This is a genomic window from Micromonospora sp. bgisy143 (assembly GCF_057708145.1).
The window spans coordinates 281,457-298,043 of the sequence record NZ_JBYIRN010000002.1; the positions used below are offsets into that span (position 1 = coordinate 281,457).

At 73.9% G+C, this 16,587-nt stretch carries 16 protein-coding genes; 5 read left to right on the top strand and 11 right to left on the bottom strand.

Annotation, left to right across the window (positions count from 1 at the left end):
• The first annotated feature begins 4 nt into the window (after positions 1–4).
• The 5 genes from hutU to hutH are packed head-to-tail and all read left to right on the top strand — an operon-like array spanning position 5 to position 6,936.
• Positions 5–1,663 carry a urocanate hydratase gene (gene hutU, locus AC3EN4_RS04235; RefSeq protein WP_435204599.1) on the top strand — a complete coding sequence of 553 codons (1,659 nt, stop codon included), beginning with the start codon at positions 5–7 and terminating at the stop codon, positions 1,661–1,663.
• A complete protein-coding gene (locus tag AC3EN4_RS04240; protein WP_435204600.1) occupies positions 1,660–2,862 on the top strand; it encodes an allantoate amidohydrolase in 1,203 nt (400 codons plus the stop codon). The genes hutU and AC3EN4_RS04240 overlap by 4 nt, the downstream gene beginning before the upstream one ends.
• Positions 2,859–4,220, top strand: coding sequence for a formimidoylglutamate deiminase (locus AC3EN4_RS04245; protein WP_435204853.1), 1,362 nt, complete (start codon positions 2,859–2,861; stop codon positions 4,218–4,220). Before AC3EN4_RS04240 ends, AC3EN4_RS04245 begins: the two co-directional genes overlap by 4 nt.
• Entirely contained in the window at positions 4,217–5,401 is a 1,185-nt protein-coding gene (gene hutI / locus AC3EN4_RS04250; protein ID WP_435204601.1) for an imidazolonepropionase, read from the top strand. Before AC3EN4_RS04245 ends, hutI begins: the two co-directional genes overlap by 4 nt.
• Positions 5,398–6,936, top strand: coding sequence for a histidine ammonia-lyase (gene hutH, locus AC3EN4_RS04255; RefSeq protein WP_435204602.1), 1,539 nt, complete (start codon positions 5,398–5,400; stop codon positions 6,934–6,936). Before hutI ends, hutH begins: the two co-directional genes overlap by 4 nt.
• 61 nt (positions 6,937–6,997) lie before the next feature.
• On the opposite strand, the gene rdgB is transcribed toward hutH, so the two are convergent.
• The 11 genes from rdgB to AC3EN4_RS04310 form a co-directional block, all read right to left on the bottom strand.
• Positions 6,998–7,615 carry an RdgB/HAM1 family non-canonical purine NTP pyrophosphatase gene (gene rdgB / locus AC3EN4_RS04260; protein WP_422738565.1) on the bottom strand — a complete coding sequence of 206 codons (618 nt, stop codon included), beginning with the start codon at positions 7,613–7,615 and terminating at the stop codon, positions 6,998–7,000.
• A 160-nt stretch (positions 7,616–7,775) separates the two neighbouring features.
• Positions 7,776–8,501 carry a ribonuclease PH gene (gene rph, locus AC3EN4_RS04265; protein WP_435204603.1) on the bottom strand — a complete coding sequence of 242 codons (726 nt, stop codon included), beginning with the start codon at positions 8,499–8,501 and terminating at the stop codon, positions 7,776–7,778.
• A 9-nt stretch (positions 8,502–8,510) separates the two neighbouring features.
• Entirely contained in the window at positions 8,511–9,674 is a 1,164-nt protein-coding gene (locus AC3EN4_RS04270) for a glycosyltransferase (RefSeq protein WP_435204604.1), read from the bottom strand.
• Positions 9,671–10,816, bottom strand: a complete 1,146-nt coding sequence (locus AC3EN4_RS04275) for a glycosyltransferase family 4 protein (RefSeq protein ID WP_435204605.1) — start codon at positions 10,814–10,816, stop codon at positions 9,671–9,673. Before AC3EN4_RS04275 ends, AC3EN4_RS04270 begins: the two co-directional genes overlap by 4 nt.
• A 158-nt stretch (positions 10,817–10,974) precedes the next feature.
• Entirely contained in the window at positions 10,975–11,718 is a 744-nt protein-coding gene (locus AC3EN4_RS04280; protein WP_435204606.1) for an MBL fold metallo-hydrolase, read from the bottom strand.
• Positions 11,719–11,943: 225 nt separating this feature from the next.
• Positions 11,944–12,909, bottom strand: a complete 966-nt coding sequence (locus AC3EN4_RS04285) for a PLP-dependent cysteine synthase family protein (protein WP_435204607.1) — start codon at positions 12,907–12,909, stop codon at positions 11,944–11,946.
• An 11-nt stretch (positions 12,910–12,920) separates the two neighbouring features.
• Positions 12,921–13,331, bottom strand: a complete 411-nt coding sequence (locus AC3EN4_RS04290; RefSeq protein WP_435204608.1) for a MoaD/ThiS family protein — start codon at positions 13,329–13,331, stop codon at positions 12,921–12,923.
• A 66-nt stretch (positions 13,332–13,397) separates the two neighbouring features.
• Positions 13,398–13,886, bottom strand: coding sequence for a M67 family metallopeptidase (locus AC3EN4_RS04295; RefSeq protein WP_355052048.1), 489 nt, complete (start codon positions 13,884–13,886; stop codon positions 13,398–13,400).
• A gap of 51 nt (positions 13,887–13,937) precedes the next feature.
• On the bottom strand, positions 13,938–14,432 hold the full coding sequence (locus tag AC3EN4_RS04300) for a DUF2017 domain-containing protein (RefSeq protein ID WP_435204854.1): 495 nt from the start codon (positions 14,430–14,432) through the stop codon (positions 13,938–13,940).
• Positions 14,433–14,434: 2 nt separating this feature from the next.
• Complete coding sequence (clpS, locus tag AC3EN4_RS04305; RefSeq protein ID WP_234581506.1) at positions 14,435–14,725, bottom strand: ATP-dependent Clp protease adapter ClpS; 291 nt, start codon at positions 14,723–14,725, stop codon at positions 14,435–14,437.
• A gap of 148 nt (positions 14,726–14,873) precedes the next feature.
• Positions 14,874–16,424: a hypothetical protein gene (locus tag AC3EN4_RS04310; protein WP_435204609.1), complete on the bottom strand. Its 1,551-nt coding sequence runs from the start codon at positions 16,422–16,424 to the stop codon at positions 14,874–14,876.
• Between the last annotated feature and the right edge of the window lie 163 nt (positions 16,425–16,587).

Here is a 16,587-nt window from a genome sequence, read left to right on the forward strand (position 1 = left end):
GGAGATGACCCAACCCGTCCGTGCCGCACGGGGCAGCCAGCTCACCGCCCGTGGCTGGCAGCAGGAGGCCGCCCTGCGGATGCTGATGAACAACCTCGACCCGGAGGTGGCCGAACGCCCCGACGACCTGGTGGTCTACGGCGGCACCGGAAAGGCCGCGCGGGACTGGCCGTCGTACCACGCGTTGGTGCGTACGCTGACCGACCTGCGCGCGGACGAGACGATGCTGGTGCAGTCCGGGCGGCCGGTCGGTGTGCTGCGGACGCACGAGTGGGCGCCCCGGGTGCTGCTGGCGAACTCCAACCTGGTCGGCGACTGGGCGACCTGGCCCGAGTTCCGTCGCCTGGAGCAGCTCGGCCTGACCATGTACGGGCAGATGACGGCCGGCTCGTGGATCTACATCGGCACGCAGGGCATCCTCCAGGGCACCTACGAGACGTTCGCGGCGGTGGCCGCCAAGAGGTTCGCGGGAAGTCTCGCGGGCACATTGACGCTCACCGCCGGGTGCGGCGGAATGGGTGGCGCGCAGCCCTTGGCGGTCACCATGAACGGCGGGGTCTGCCTGATCGTGGACGTCGACCGGACCCGGCTGGACCGCCGGGTGCACGACCGGTACCTGGACGAGGTGGCCGACTCCCTGGACGACGCGGTCGCGCGGGTCCGCGCGGCGAAGCGGGACCGGCGCGCGTTGAGCGTCGGGGTGGTCGGCAACGCCGCCGAGGTCTTCCCGGAACTGCTGAGCCGGGGCGTCGAGATCGACATCGTGACCGACCAGACCAGCGCGCACGACCCGCTGGCGTACCTGCCGGTGGGGGTCGAACTGGCCGACGCCCGGGACTACGCCGCCGCGAAGCCCGCCGAGTTCACCGACCGGGCCCGCGCGTCGATGGCGCGGCACGTCGAGGCGATGGTCGGCTTCCTCGACGCCGGCGCCGAGGTCTTCGACTACGGCAACTCGATCCGGGGTGAGGCGCAGCTCGGCGGCTACCAGCGGGCGTTCGACTTCCCGGGCTTCGTGCCCGCGTACATCCGGCCGCTGTTCTGCGAGGGCAAGGGCCCGTTCCGGTGGGCGGCGCTCTCCGGCGACCCGGCCGACATCGCCGCCACCGACCGGGCCATCCTGGACCTGTTCCCGGAGAACGAGTCGCTGGCCCGCTGGATCAAGCTGGCCGGCGAGCGGGTCGCGTTCCAGGGTCTGCCGGCCCGGATCTGCTGGCTCGGCCAGGGCGAGCGCGACCGGGCGGGCGTGCGCTTCAACGACATGGTCGCCGCCGGTGAGCTCTCCGCTCCGGTGGTGATCGGCCGCGACCACCTGGACACCGGCAGCGTGGCGAGCCCCTACCGGGAGACCGAGGGGATGGCCGACGGCTCCGACGCCATCGCCGACTGGCCGTTGCTGAACGCGCTGGTGAACACCGCCAGCGGGGCGTCCTGGGTGTCCATCCACCACGGCGGCGGTGTCGGCATCGGCCGCTCCATCCACGCCGGGCAGGTCTGCGTGGCCGACGGCACGGCCCTGGCCGGGCAGAAGATCGAACGGGTGCTCACCAACGACCCGGCGATGGGCGTCATCCGGCACGTCGACGCCGGCTACGACAGCGCCCGCGAGGTCGCCGAACGCACCGGCGTCCGGGTGCCCATGACCGAGGGCACGCACCCGTGACCGATGACCTGCCCGGCCGGTTCCGGGCGTCGTGGGACGAGATCGCGCTCCTCGGGCGGGACGCCGACAGCGGCGGCTACCTGCGGTACGCGTTGACCGAGCCGGAACTCCAGCTACGGGCCTGGTTCCGGGCCCAGGCCGAGCGGCGCGGCCTGCCGGTCACCGAGGACGGCAACGGCAACCTGTTCGCCCACTGGGGTGACCCCGAGGGCACGGACGCCGTGCTGACCGGCAGCCACTTCGACTCGGTGCCGCACGGCGGGGCGTACGACGGGCCGCTCGGCATCGTCAGCGCGTTCCTCGCCGTGGACGAGCTGCGCGCCGCCGGTGTCACTCCGGTCCGGCCGCTGGTGGTGGCCGCGTTCGTGGAGGAGGAGGGCGCGCGTTTCGGCGTACCCTGCCTGGGGTCGCGGCTGCTCACCGGCGTGCTGGCGGCCGACCGCGCGGCTGGCCTGCGCGACGCGGCCGGGGTGAGCTTCGCCGAGGCGCTCGGCGGGCGGCCGGCGGGCGCCCACCCGGAGCTGCTGGGTCGGTTCGCCGCGTTCGTGGAGCTGCACGTCGAGCAGGGCCGCGCGCTTGTCGACGCGGACGCGCCGGTCGGGGTGGCCAGCGCCATCTGGCCGCACGGCCGCTGGCGGTTCGACGTGGTCGGCGAGGGCAACCACGCGGGTACGACGCGGATGGCCGACCGCCGCGACCCGATGCTCACCTACGCGTTCGGGGTGCTGGCCGCCAACAAGGAGGCACGGCTGCGCGGCGCGCACGCGACCGTGGGCCGGGTCGCCGTGGAACCCAACGCGACGAACGCCATCCCGTCCCGGGTGACCGGCTGGCTGGACGCCCGCGCCGCCGACCCGGAGACGCTGACCGGGCTGGTCGACGCGGTCCGGGCCAAGCTCGCCGAACGGGCCCGCCGCGACGGCACGGAGGTGGGGTTCACCGAGGAGTCGGTGACCCCGCTGGTCTCCTTCGACGGCGATCTGGCCGGACGGCTGGCGGGACTGCTCGACGCGCCGGTGCTGCCCACCGGCGCGGGACACGACGCCGGGGTGCTCGCGGCGCACCTGCCCACGGCGATGCTGTTCGTGCGGAACCCGACCGGGGTGTCGCACTCCCCCGCCGAGGCCGCGAGCGACGACGACTGCGCGGCGGGGATTCGCGCGCTGGCCCGCGTGCTGGAGGAGCTGACGTGCCGCTGAAACCCACCCGCTGGCTGGCCGAGTACGCCTGGCTCCCGGCGCACGCCGAGCCCACGCCCGACGTGCTGATCGAGGTCGAGGACGGCCGGATCAGCGCGGTGACACCGCTGACCCCCGGAAGCCGACCGCCGGCCGGCCTCGACGTGTACGCCGACGCCGTGCCGCTGCCCGGTCTGACCCTGCCCGGCCTGGCCAACGTGCACTCGCACGCCTTCCACCGGGCCCTGCGGGGGCGCACCCACGACGGGCGGGGTGACTTCTTTTCCTGGCGGGACCGGATGTACGCGGTCGCCGACCGGCTGGACCCGGACACCTACCTGGCGCTGGCGCGGGCGGTGTACGCCGAGATGGCGCTCGCCGGGATCACCTGCGTGGGCGAGTTCCACTACCTGCACCACCGGCCCGACGGCGGCGCGTACGACGACCCGAACGCGATGGGCGCGGCGCTGGTCGAGGCCGCCGCACACGCCGGCGTCCGGCTCACCCTGCTGGACACCTGCTACCTGACCTCCACCACGGACGGTCAGCCCCTCGCCGGGCCGCAGCGGCGCTTCGGCGACGGCGACGCGGCCGGCTGGGCGCGGCGGGCGGGGGCGTTCGCACCGATCGACGCGCACGTGCGGGTCGGTGCGGCCGTGCACTCGGTGCGGGCGGTCCCGGCCGACCAGCTCCGCACGGTCGCCGACTGGGCCCGCGACCGGCAGGCCCCGCTGCACGTACACCTCTCCGAACAGCCCGCCGAGAACGACGAGTGCCGGGCCGTGCACGGGCGTACGCCCACCGCGCTGCTCGCGGACCACGGAGTGCTCGGGCCGGACACCACCGCCGTCCACGCCACCCATCCGACCAGCGCCGACCTGACCCTGCTCGCCGACAGCCGCACCGGCGTGTGCCTCTGCCCCACCACCGAACGGGACCTCGCCGACGGCATCGGCCCGGCCCGCCGGATGGCCGACGCGGGTATCCGGCTGAGCCTGGGCAGCGACAGTCACGCGGTGGTCGACATGTTCGAGGAGGTCCGCGCCGTGGAGCTGGACGAACGGCTGCGCAGCCGCCGCCGCGGCCACTTCGCCCCGGTCGACCTGTTCGCCACCGCCACCGCCGCCGGGCACACCGCACTGGGTTGGGCCGACGCCGGGCGGATCGCCGTCGGCGCCCGCGCCGATCTGGTGACGGTACGGCTGGACAGCGCCCGCACCGCCGGCGTACCGCCGGTGGGGGTGTTCTTCGCGGCCGGCGCGGCGGACGTCGACCAGGTCGTGGTGGACGGCCGGGTGGTGGTGGCCGAGGGCCGGCACCTGAGCGTCGACGTGCCGGCCGAGCTGTCGGCGTCGATCGAGGCGGTGACGCCCTCATGAGCAGCCTGCTCGTCCACAACATCGGGGAGCTGGTCACCAACGGCATCGGCGCGGACCCGCTGGGCATCCGCCGCAAGGCGGCCGTGCTCGTCGAGGAGGACCAGGTGGCCTGGGTCGGGCCGGCCGCGTACGCGCCGGCCGCCGACCATCGGATCGACGTCGGCGGGGCCGCCGTGCTGCCCGGCTTCGTGGACAGCCACGCGCACCTGGTCTTCGCCGGGGACCGGGCCGCCGAGTTCGCCGCGCGGATGGCCGGCGAGCCGTACACCGGCGGCGGCATCCGGACCACCGTGGGCGCGACCCGGGCCGCCACCGACGACGAACTGCGCGCCACCGTGCGCCGGCTGCGCGGGGAGGCGCTGCGCCAGGGCACCACGACCATGGAAATCAAGAGTGGGTACGGGCTGAGCGTCGCCGACGAGGCCCGCTCGCTGCGGATCGCCGCCGAGACCAGCCCCGAGACCACCTTCCTGGGCGCGCATGTGGTCCCCGCCGAGTACGCCGACCGGCCGGACGACTACGTCGGGCTGGTCTGCGGGCCGATGCTGGCCGCCGCCGCGCCGTACGCGAAGTGGATCGACGTGTTCTGCGAGCGGGGCGCCTTCGACGTGGACCACGCCCGCGCCATCCTCGCCTGCGGGCAGGCCGTCGGGCTGGGCGTACGGCTGCACGCCAACCAGCTCGGCCCCGGACCGGGCGTGCGGCTCGGGGTGGAGCTGGGCGCGGCGAGCGTCGACCACTGCACCCACCTGAGCGACGCCGACGTCGATGCGCTGGCCGGTACGGCGCACAGCGACGGGTTCGGGACCCGCACCGTCGCCACCCTGCTGCCGGGCGCGGAGTTCTCCACCCGCTCGCCGTACCCGGACGCGCGCCGGCTGCTCGACGCCGGGGTGACCGTGGCGCTCGCGACGGACTGCAACCCCGGTTCGTCGTACACCTCGTCGATGCCCTTCTGCATCGCCCTCGCGGTCCGCGAGATGCGGATGACCCCGGCGGAGGCGGTCTGGGCCGCCACCGCCGGTGGCGCGCGGGCGCTGCGCCGCGACGACATCGGTGTCCTCACCCCCGGCGCGCGGGCCGACCTGATCGTCCTGGACGCGCCGTCCTACCTGCACCTGGCCTACCGGCCCGGTGTCCCCCTGATCCGCCAGGTAATTCGCAACGGAGTGCCGCAGTGACGCAGGTGACCATCCAGCCCACCGGGATCTGTCCCGACGACGTGCTCGCGGTGGCCCGTGGCACCGCCACGGTGGTCCTCGACCCGGCCGCCCGGGACGCGATGGCGACCAGCCGCGCGATCGTGGACGGCATCGAGGCGGCCGGACGACCGGTGTACGGGGTGTCGACCGGCTTCGGGGCGCTGGCGAACACCTTCGTCGCCCCGGAGCGGCGGGCCGAGCTGCAACACGCGCTGATCCGCTCGCACGCCGCCGGGGTGGGCGCACCGATGCCGCGCGAGGTGGTCCGCGCCATGATGCTGCTGCGGGTACGCTCGCTCGCCCTGGGCCGCTCCGGGGTCCGGCCGCTGGTCGCGGAGGCCCTCGTCGACCTGCTCAACCACGACATCACCCCGTGGGTGCCGGAGCACGGCTCGCTGGGCGCGTCCGGTGACCTGGCGCCGCTGGCGCACTGCGCGCTGGTGCTGCTCGGTGAGGGCTGGGTGCTCGGCCCGGGCGGCGAGCGGCAGGACGCGGCCGACGTGCTGGCCGCCAACGGGCTCGAGCCGATCGAGCTGGCCGCCAAGGAGGGGCTGGCGCTGATCAACGGCACCGACGGCATGCTCGGCATGCTGCTGCTGGCCATCCACGACGCGGCGCACCTCTTCGCGATGGCGGACGTGACCGCCGCGCTGGCCATCGAGGCGATGCTCGGTTCGGAGCGGCCGTTCCTGCCCGAACTGCACGCCATCCGACCGCACCCCGGCCAGGCGGCGTCGGCGGCGAACATCCACCGGCTGTTGCAGGACTCACGGGTGATGGACTCGCACCGCGACGACCTGGCGCACGCCGTGCAGGACGCGTACTCGATGCGCTGCGCGCCGCAGGTGGCCGGCGCGGCCCGCGACACGCTGGACTTCGTGCGTACGGTCGCGGGCCGGGAGCTGGTGTCGGTCGTGGACAACCCGGTGGTGCTGCCGGACGGGCGGGTGGAGTCGACCGGCAACTTCCACGGCGCGCCGCTGGGCTTCGCCGCCGACTTCCTCGCCATCGCCGCCGCCGAGGTGGGCGCGATCGCCGAGCGGCGGGTGGACCGGCTGTTGGACGTCACCCGCTCGCGGGAACTGCCGGCGTTCCTCTCCCCCGACGCCGGGGTCAACTCGGGCCTGATGATCGCCCAGTACACGGCGGCCGGGATCGTCGCGGAGAACCGGCGGCTGGCCGCGCCCGCGTCGGTGGACTCGCTGCCCACCAGTGGCATGCAGGAGGACCACGTCTCGATGGGCTGGGCGGGCGCGAAGAAGCTGCGGACCGTGCTGGACAACCTGACCAGCCTGCTCGCCGTCGAGTTGCTGGCCGGCGTACGAGGTCTGCAGCTGCGCGAACCGCTGGTGCCGTCGCCGGCCGGCCGGGCCGCCGTGGCCGCCCTCGGTGCGGCGGCCGGCGACCCCGGTCCGGACGTGTTCCTCGCCCCGGTGCTGGAGGCGGCCCGGGCCGTCGTCGCCGGGCCCGAGCTGCGCGCCGCCATCGAGCGGGAGGTCGGCCCGCTGGGCTGACCTTGCCGGGTCGCTGTCGTCCGCCGCGGGTCAGGCGGCGGGCGGCAGCACCGCGCGCCCGTCAGGCGGCGGGCGGCAGCACCTTGGCGACCAGCTTGGCCAGCTCCCGGAGCGCCTTGCCCCGGTGGCTGACCGCGTCCTTTTCGGCCGGGGTCAGCTCGGCGTTGGTCCGGTCCTGACCGTCGCCCAGGAAGATGGGGTCGTAACCGAACCCGCCGTCGCCGCGCGGCGCGCGCAGCACCCGACCGGGCTGCCGGCCGTCGACCAGGTGCTCCTTGCCGCCGGGCAGCACCAGCGCCACCGTGCAGACGAAGGACGCCGCCCGGTGCTCGTCCGGCACGTCGGCGATCTGGTCCAGCACGAGCTGGAGGTTGGCCTGGTCGTCGCCGTGCTTGCCGGCCCACCGGGCGCTGAACACCCCCGGCATGCCGTTCAGCGCGTCCACCGCGATGCCCGAGTCGTCGGCGATCGTCGGCAGGCCGGTACGCCGGCAGCCCTCCCGCGCCTTGATCAGCGCGTTCTCGCCGAAGGTGAGGCCGGTCTCGGGCAGCTCCGGGTACTCCTCGACGTCATCGAGGCCGAGCAGCGCGATCCGGTGCGCGCCGAGCGCGCCGTCCAGGATCCGCTGGAGCTCCATGAGCTTCTTGCGGTTCCGGGTGGCCAGCAGGACCTTGTTCATGCTGAATAACCTCTGTTCACGACTGCGGGGCTCGCAAGCTCACTCCTCGCGCTCACGGCATAACCTCTGTTCACGACTGCGGGGCTCGCAAGCTCACTCCTCGCGCTCACGGCATAACCTCTGTTCACGACTGCGGGGCTCGCAAGCTCACTCCTCGCGCTCACGCGAGTGCCTTGCGCTGGGCTTCGGCCAACTCGGCGCACCCGGCCACGGCCAGGTCGAGCAGGCTGTCGAGCTGGTCCCGGGCGAACACGCCCGCCTCACCGGTGCCCTGCACCTCGACGAAGTCACCCGCGCCGGTGCACACCACGTTCATGTCCACCTCGGCAGCCACGTCCTCTTCGTAGCAGAGGTCCAGGCGGGCCTCACCGGCGATGATCCCGACGCTGACGGCAGCCACCGAACGGTGCATGACCTTCTCCGGCTTGCCGGCGAGGGCCTTGCGGGCGGCCAACCAGCCCACCGCGTCGTGCAGCGCCACGTACGCGCCGGTGATCGCCGCGGTCCGGGTGCCGCCGTCGGCCTGCAACACGTCGCAGTCGAGCACGATCGAGTTCTCGCCGAGCGCCTTGAGGTCGATGCAGGCGCGCAGGCTGCGGCCGATCAGGCGGGAGATCTCGTGGGTACGGCCACCGACGCGGCCCTTGACGCTCTCCCGGTCGGAGCGGGTGTTGGTGGCCCGGGGCAGCATCGCGTACTCGGCCGTCACCCAGCCGAGCCCGGAACCCTTGCGCCAGCGGGGCACGCCCTCGGTGACGCTCGCCGTGCAGAGCACCCGGGTGCCGCCGAACTCGACGAGCACCGACCCCTCCGGGTGGGTGCTCCAGGCTCGGGTCAGGGTCACCGGTCGGAGTTGAGAGGGCCCTCGCCCGTCAGGTCGCGCCATGCCTGCACCCTATGCGGTGCGGCGATCCACCTCGCCCCGGGTGCCCTGCGGCACGTCCGCGTCGTGTGCCGCCAGGAACCCGGCGACCGCCGCGGGCCAGCCGAACTCCTCGGCCCGCGCCCGCGCGGCCCGCCGCCGCTGCGCCTCCGGGCGGGCCACGAGGCGCCGCACGGCCTCGGCGAGCGACGCCCCGGAGCCGTACCCGGCCAACCCTGCCGAGCCGACCACCTCGGGCAGCGCGCTCGCGGCGTTCACCACCACCGGCGTGCCGCAGGCCAGCGCCTCCAGCCCGGCCAGGCCGAAAGTCTCCACCGGGCCGGGCGCCAGCACCACGTCCGCGCTGGCCAGCAGCGCGGCCACCGCGGCGCGGTCGGGCAGGAAGCCGGTGAAGGTCACCGGCAGGCCGGCCGCCCGGCGGGCCAGCGACGCGCGCAACGGACCGTCCCCGGCCAGCACGAGCACCGCCGGCACGCCGGCCCGGCGCAGCTCGGCGAGGGCGTCGACCGCCAGTTCCGGCCGCTTCTCCGGAGACAACCGGGCGCAGTGTACGAGCAGCAGTTCGGTCGGGTCGGCGTAGCGTTCCCGCAGTCGCGGGTCGGCCCGGTCCGGGCGGAAGGTGTCCAGGTCCACCCCGAGCGGCACCAGCCGGACGTTGTCGGCCCCGATGCGCGCGAACTCCTCGGCCGCCCAGCGGGTCGTGCAGACGATCCGGTCGTACGCCCGGCTGGTGGCCCGGTTGAGTCGGTCGGCGGTCGGCCGGCGCAGCACGTCCGGCACCCCCCACTGGCCGAGCAGCCCGGTCAGCGACTCGTGCGAGACCATCACCGACGGCACCCCGTGCGCCCTCGCCCAGGCGCCCGTCCAGCGCAGCGAGGACCGGTCGGACACCTCCAGCCGGTCCGGCGCCAGTTCGGTGAGCACCCGCGCCAGCCGCCGCCGGCCGGCCAGCAGCCGGTACCCACCCGTGCCCGGCAGCTCCACGCCCGGCAGGGTGACGACCCGACCCCACGGGTGCCACTCGTGGGCGCTGCGTCGACCGGGCACCACCAGCACCGGATCGTGCCCCGCCGCGCGGTACCCCTCGCCCAGGTGCCGCAGCGCGGTACGCAGGCCGCCGGAGCGCTCGGTGACGAAGTTCGCGAGCCGGACGATCCGCAGCCCCGGTGCCGTCACGACGCGGCCGGCAGGCCGACGGTGGCGGCGCTGGCGCGTACTGCGGAATAGTGCCCGACCAGCTCGTCGCCGACAGCCGCCCAGCTACGCCGGCGCACCGCGGCCCGGGCCGCCACCCCGTACGCCCGCCGCCGGTCGGTGTCCCCGGCCAGCTCGGCCACGGCGGCGGCCAGGGCGTCCCCGTCGCCGGGCGGGACCAGCAGCCCGGTCCGGCCCGAGTCGACCAGGTCGACCGGTCCGCCGCTGGCCGGGGCCACCACCGGCACCCCGGACGCCAACGCCTCCTGCACGGTCTGGCCGAACGTCTCGTGCGGCCCGGTGTGCGCGAACACGTCCAGGCTGGCGTAGAGCCGCGCCAGGTCCTCGCCGTGCCGTACCCCCAGGAAGGTGACCCCCGGCAACGCCCGCTCGAGCTGACGGCGGGCCGGGCCGTCGCCGACCACCACCACCCGTACGCCCGGCAGCCGGGACGTCGCCGCCAACAGCTCCACCCGCTTCTCCGGGGCCAACCGGCCCACGTAGCCGACCAGCAGCTCCCCGCCCGGGGCCAGCCGACGTCGCAGGTCGGCGCAGCGTTTGGCCGGGTCGAACCGGACGGCGTCCACACCCCGACCCCACAACCAGATCCGCTGCACGCCGTTGGCGATCAGGTCGGCGGCGGCCCGGGTCGACGGCGCGAGCGTCCGCTGGGCCAGATTGTGGATCTCCCGGAGTCGTCGCCACGCGGCCGCCTCACCCCAGCTCACCCGGTACGCCCGGGCGTAGGCCGCCACGTCGGTCTGGTAGACCGCCACCATCGGCAGCCGGTACCGGTCGGCGAGGGTTGCCGCCCGCGCGCCGAGCACGAACGGGCTCGCCAGGTGCACCACGTCCGGAGCCGCCGACAGCAGTGCCCCGGCCAGCCGGGTGCCCGTCGGCACGCCCAGCCGGAAGCCCTGGTAGCGGGGCAACGGCACGCTGGGGATACGCACCACCGGGTACGGCAGGCGGTCGACGCGCCGCCGGTCGGCCCCGGCCGGCGCGGGTGCGATGACGACCGGCTCGTGGCCCCGGGCCAGCAGGTGCTCGGCCGTGCGCACCACGGAGTGCGCGACGCCGTTGACGTCCGGCGGGAACGACTCGGTCACGATGGCGATCCGCATGTGCACACCGTGCGGGTGTCACGGGTGCGCCAGGCGACCGGCCGCTGACCGGCCGGCGAACAGTACGGCACAACACCGGGCCATCGACGACGCGCCGGGTGGCCGCGAAGCGGTCAGATGTCGTAGCTGGCGCGACGTGCCGGGTGGCTGCGACGCGGTCAGATGTCGTAGCTGGCGCCCGCCCGGACCACTTCGAGCGGCCCGGAGTACGCGGCTGCCGCCGACTCCAGGGTGTGCGCCTCGCTGCCCCAGGCCGCGACCAGGTGGGTGAGGAGCAGCCGACCCACCGCCGCCTTGGTCGCCATCTCACCCGCCTCCCGCCCGGTCAGGTGCAGGTCCGGAGGATTGTCCACGCCGTCCAGGTAGCTGGCCTCGCACAGGAACACGTCGGCGTTCTGGGCCAGCCGCAGCAGCGCGTCGCAGGGAGCGGTGTCCGACGAGTAGCACAGCGACCGGCCGTCGTGCTCCAGCCGCACGCCGTACGTCTCGACGGGGTGGTTGACCCGGTCGACGGTGACCGTGAACGGCCCGATCGGGAACGTGCCCGGCTGGAGGGCGTAGAACTGGTAGACGTCGTCCACCGTGCCGTCGTCTCCGTAGGCGGCGCTGAGCCGGTCCGGGGCGCCGGCCGGGGCATACACCGGCAGCGCCGGATAGGGGCCCTCGGGGGCGTACCGGCGGACCACCACGTACGTCACCGCATCGAGGATGTGGTCGCAGTGCAGGTGGGTCAGCAGGATCGCGTCCGGGGCGTGCAGCCCCACGTAGCGCTGGAGGCTCGACAACGAGCCCGAACCGAAGTCGACCAGGAGACGGAAGCCGTCCGCCTCGACGAGGTAGGCGGAGCACGGTGACTCGGGGCCGGGGAAGCTGCCGGCACACCCAAGGACGGTCAGTCGCATCGGGTTTTCTCACTGTCACTGTCAGTAGTGTCGCTGCCGGCGGTCGTACCGGCCATGATCTCTACCGACGCGTACGCCACGCTGCGCAGCCTACGCTGGGGTACCCGAGGACAAGAATCATCCGTTGGAAGTTGTCACTAACGTGACACCTGCTCACAGCGAGCCGGACGCGGAACGGGCCGTCGACGCGTACGCCGACGGCCCGTTCGCCTGAGATCCCGGCCCTCAGGCCCAGAGCTGACCCTCGAGGGCGTCCTCGGCATCGCTGAGCGTGCCGCCGTACGCGCCGGTGGACAGGTACTTCCAGCCGCCGTCACAGACCACGAACGCCACGTCGGCACGCCGGCCGGCGCGGACCGCCTCGTGGGCCACCGCCAGCGCGGCGTGCAGGATCGCGCCGGTGGAGAACCCGGCGAAGATGCCCTCCACCTCCACCAGCTGACGGGTGCGCAGCACCGCGTCCCGCGTACCGACCGAGAAACGGCGGGACAGCACCGAGGCGTCGTACAGCTCCGGCACGTACCCCTCGTCGATGTTGCGCAGCCCGTAGACCAGCTCGCCGTAGCGCGGCTCGGCCGCCACGACCTGGATGCCCTCGACCTTCTCGCGCAGGTAGCGCCCGGTACCCATCAAGGTGCCGGTGGTGCCCAGCCCGGCCACGAAGTGCGTGATGGTGGGCAGGTCGTGCAGCAGCTCCGGGCCGGTCGTCTCGTAGTGCGCCCGCGCGTTGGCCTCGTTGCCGTACTGGTAGAGCATCACCCAGTCGGGGTGGTCGGCGGCGATCTGCTTGGCCGTCGCGACGGCCTGGTTGGAGCCGCCCGCCGCCTCCGAGAAGATGATTTCCGCCCCGTACATGCGGAGCAGCTGGATCCGCTCGGTGGAGACGTTCTCGGGCATCACGCAGACCAGCCGGTACCCGCGCAGCTTCGCCACCATGGCCAACGAGATACCGGTGTTGCCGCTGGTCGGCTCCAGGATGGTGTCACCCGCCCGGAGCCGGCCGGCCTCCTCCGCCGCACGGACCATGAACAACGCCGCGCGGTCCTTGATGCTGCCCGTCGGGTTCCGGTCCTCCAGCTTGGCCCAGAGCCGCACCGGCGGCGCGCCGTCGGGCACCGTCGGGGAGAGCCGGGGCAGCCCCACCAGGGGCGTACCTCCGCACGCGTCGAGCAGGCTGTCGTACCGCGCCACGACGGCCGCCCTCAGTGAGCGGCGACGGCGTCGCGGACCGCGGCGGCGCTGTCCCGGCTGGCGCTGTCCCGGCTGACGCTGTGCGAGCTGATCGCGGCAGCCGCCGCGCTGTGCGAGCTGATCGCGGCTGCCGCCGCGAAGCCGAACGCGCCGCCGGCCACGGCCGGGAGGATGGTGACGCTGTCGCCGTCGGAGAGCTTGGCGTCGAGCGCGCCGAGGAAGCGCACGTCCTCGTCGTTGACGTAGACGTTGACGAAGCGGTGCAGCGCCCCGGCGTCGGTGACCAGCCGGCCGCGCAGCCCGGCGTGCCGGGAGTCCAGGTCGGTGAGCAGGTCGGCCAGGGTGTCGCCGGCGCCCTCGACGACCTTGGCGCCGCCGGTGTAGCTACGCAGGATGGTGGGGATACGAACTTCGATGGCCATGATGTCGTGCTCCTTGATCGGGTGTGCCAACGGTGACGGGAGGAAACGGGTGCGGACGCTGACGGGTCAGCGGCCGGAACACTCGTAGTCGACCGTCGCCGGGCTCTGCCCGAACATGTAGGACTGCACGGCGTGCGGGTCGACCCCGGCCTCCACGATTTGGACCGGCTCCTCGGTCACCACGCCGTCGACGATCCGGAACGAGCGGATCTCCTCCGAGTCGGGCTCACGGGTCGAGACGAGCAGGTAGTGCGCGTTCGGCTCGCCGGCGAAGGAGACGTCGGTACGCGACGGGTACGCCTCGGTGGCGGTGTGCGAGTGGTAGATGACCACGGGTTCCTCGTCGCGGTCGTCCATCTCCCGCCAGACGCGCAGATGCTCCATCGAGTCGAACTCGTAGAAGGTCATCGAGCGCGCGGCATTGTCCATCGGGATGTGCCGGGTCGGGGTGTCGCTGCCGACGGCACCGGCGACGACGCCGCACGCCTCGTCGGGGTGATCCCGGCGCGCGTGGGCGACGATCGCGTCGATGATCGACCGGTCGATGCTCAGCACCGGACCAGCCTAACGCCTACCGGGCGGGCCCTGAAGTGGTGCGGGTCACGCCTAGTCGATCAAGGCGTTGAGCAGGGACTCCTGGAGATATCCGAGGTACGCGTAGACCGACAGCTGGAACACCCGGCTGGAACCCGGATCCTCGGTCACCGCGTCGTCCAACTCCTCGCCCAGGTCGGTGCCGTCCTTGATATCCAACCGGACGCCCATCGCCAGTCGCGCGTCGTTGAGCGCCCGCAGCCACGCCTCGGCCGCCTCGGCGTCCAACCGCACCTCGCCGCCGGCCTCGTCGGGCAGCGCGGCCAGGATCGCCCCGGCCTGGTCGATCTTCGCGGTCTTCAGGTCGCCCTCGGTGTAACGACGGAACTCCGAGGTGCTGGCCGCGTCCTCGGGGTACGCCGCCGGGAACAGCCGGCCGACGACCGGGTCGGTGTGGTCGAAGCCGTCGGTGAGCAGACCGACCACCTCGGAGGCGACCTTGCGCAGCACCCGCACCTCGTCCACGGCGAAGGTGGCGACGTAACGGCCCGCCTGCCGCCGGAACATGCTCACGAGCGGTCCACCGTTGCCCAGAGCCCGTACGCGTGCAGCTGCGACGCGTCGTGCTCCATGCGCTCACGGGCGCCGGTCGAGACCACGGCGCGGCCCTTGTGGTGCACGTCCAGCATGAGCTGCTCCGCCCTCTCCCGGCTGTAGCCGAACAGCTTCTGGAAGACCCAGGTCACGTACGTCATCAGGTTGACCGGGTCGTCCCACACGATCGTCACCCATTGCCGGTCGGGCGCCGGCACCTCATCAGTAGCCGGCGTCTCGACCGGTGCAACCTGTGGAGCCGCCATGCCCCCCATCGTGCCACCGGTTTCCCGGAACCGAGGAACCGGAACGCCGGACGAATGCGGATCGCCCGTCGTGGCCACCGCCGAGCCGCCTCGCGCCTGCCCGGAGGCGGGGCACCCAGCGAGGTCGAGCCGTACGGCGGGCACGCTGTCAGGCGAGCAGGATGCCGTGGTCGACCGCATCGGACAGCACCACTCCCAGGGAGAGACGGATCACCTCGAACCGCCGGGAGATCTCGCGGGAGAGCTCCAGCTCGACCTCCCGCAGCGCTCGCTGGGACCAGGCCCGCGCCGCGCTGTGGTCGTCGTTTCCCGGGGTACGCCACTGCTGCCAGCAGCCGCCGGAGAGCGCCACCGCGATCGGCGGGAGCACCTCGTCACGGGTCGCCGTCGGATAACCGGCCAGCGCGTCGATCGCCTCTGCGCCGGTCAGTCCGGCCACCCCCGCCGTGCTGGTGACCAGCAGAACCCGGTCCAGGTCGCGTCCCGAGCGGTGGTCGGTCAGGCCGTACTGCACCGCGGTGGCGATCCGCCGCCGCACACCCTCCGTCGGTGGCGCGCCGAGCACCTGGGCGGTGGTGTCGGCCACGATGCCCCGCACCGCGTGGTCGCACTGCGCGGTGGCCAGCAGCGACAGCGCCGCCATCTCCCGGTCGAGCAGGTCGGGCAGGCCGGCACAGCCGACCCCGAAGACGATCTCCTGAACGGCTCGCAGATGGATGTTCGCCAGCTCCAGGGCGAGGTGCTGGCGGATGCGCTGGGAGCAGGAGCGGGTCTGCCGGTCGAGCCGTTCGGACCAGTCTCCCGGGTCGGCGGCGACCGCCACCCGATCGTGCTGCCCGGGCAGCACGGGCGGTTCGGCGCTGGCCCGCTGCAACCCCTCCGTCGCCGACCACCCCACCAGCGCCCGCCGCAGGTCGGCGGCGGAGTCGACGCCGTCGACCGGGAACCAGCGCGCGCCGGCCAGGGCGGGTACGGCGGCCAGCAGCGCCGCCCGGTGCGCCGCGACGGTCACCGCCACCGGGTCCACCTCCCCCGACCGACCGACCGCCGGCGGAACGGACGCCCCCGTGTCCTCCGTCGTCGCCGTGCCGTCGGCCACCGGTGCCCAACCGGCCGTGCCGGGCGTCACCGCGAAGACGACCTCCACCGGGGCCGCGGCCACCTCGGCGAGCAGGTTCAACTCCTGGGCGGTGAACGCCTGGTCGGCCGCGATCACGAAGAGCAGCGCGCCGGCCCGGCCGACGGCGTCCCGCAACACCCGCACGCCGGCCACCCCGAGCGCGCCGGTGTCCGGCGTGTCGATCAGGGTGAAGTGCCGCAGCAGCGGCTCGGGCACGCTCAACTCGACCCGCCGGGGCGGGCGGGCCAACGCCGGGCCGGCCGCGTCCCGGTCCGCGCCGTACGAGTGCGGCTGGCGGTAGCCCGGGACGAACGCCGCCCGGGTCGGCACCTTGGCGTGCCGGACCACCAGCCAACTGCCCGCCGGCACGGTGAGCATCACCGGGTCGAGACCGACGAGGGCGGCGAGCACGGCACGCCGGTCGGCGCCGGCCGGACCGACAGCGACCACGCCGAGCGGCTCGTCCGCCCGGGGATCGGCCATCTGGAGCTCGGTGGGCAGCGGGCCGCAGCTCGGCAGGTCGGCTGAGCTGGCCATGTCGCCGGGCGAGTCGAGCGAGGGGAGAGGGCCCTGCTGCATCGGGTGGCCTCCCGGGGCTGGCGACCGGCACGCCGGTCGGGCGGAAATTCCGGTAACGCTACCCGGATGCCCGAAGAGTACGTGCGGCCCGCCGACCAGGCCGAACACCATGGATACTCACCGGTAATTGTGCGACTACTCAACTTCGCTGCGTGATGGTACG

Bases quoted from the DNA above. Each gene is read 5' to 3' on its own strand.
- AC3EN4_RS04300 (WP_435204854.1), bottom strand. From the start codon at position 14,432: ATGTTCCGGCGGCAGGCGGGCCGTTACGTCGCCACCTTCGCCGTGGAC.
- AC3EN4_RS04280 (WP_435204606.1), bottom strand. From the start codon at position 11,718: ATGCGACTGACCGTCCTTGGGTGTGCCGGCAGCTTCCCCGGCCCCGAG.
- clpS (WP_234581506.1), bottom strand. From the start codon at position 14,725: ATGGCGGCTCCACAGGTTGCACCGGTCGAGACGCCGGCTACTGATGAG.
- AC3EN4_RS04310 (WP_435204609.1), bottom strand. From the start codon at position 16,424: ATGCAGCAGGGCCCTCTCCCCTCGCTCGACTCGCCCGGCGACATGGCC.
- hutU (WP_435204599.1), top strand. From the start codon at position 5: ATGACCCAACCCGTCCGTGCCGCACGGGGCAGCCAGCTCACCGCCCGT.
- rph (WP_435204603.1), bottom strand. From the start codon at position 8,501: ATGGCGCGACCTGACGGGCGAGGGCCCTCTCAACTCCGACCGGTGACC.
- AC3EN4_RS04275 (WP_435204605.1), bottom strand. From the start codon at position 10,816: ATGCGGATCGCCATCGTGACCGAGTCGTTCCCGCCGGACGTCAACGGC.
- AC3EN4_RS04290 (WP_435204608.1), bottom strand. From the start codon at position 13,331: ATGGCCATCGAAGTTCGTATCCCCACCATCCTGCGTAGCTACACCGGC.
- hutI (WP_435204601.1), top strand. From the start codon at position 4,217: ATGAGCAGCCTGCTCGTCCACAACATCGGGGAGCTGGTCACCAACGGC.
- rdgB (WP_422738565.1), bottom strand. From the start codon at position 7,615: ATGAACAAGGTCCTGCTGGCCACCCGGAACCGCAAGAAGCTCATGGAG.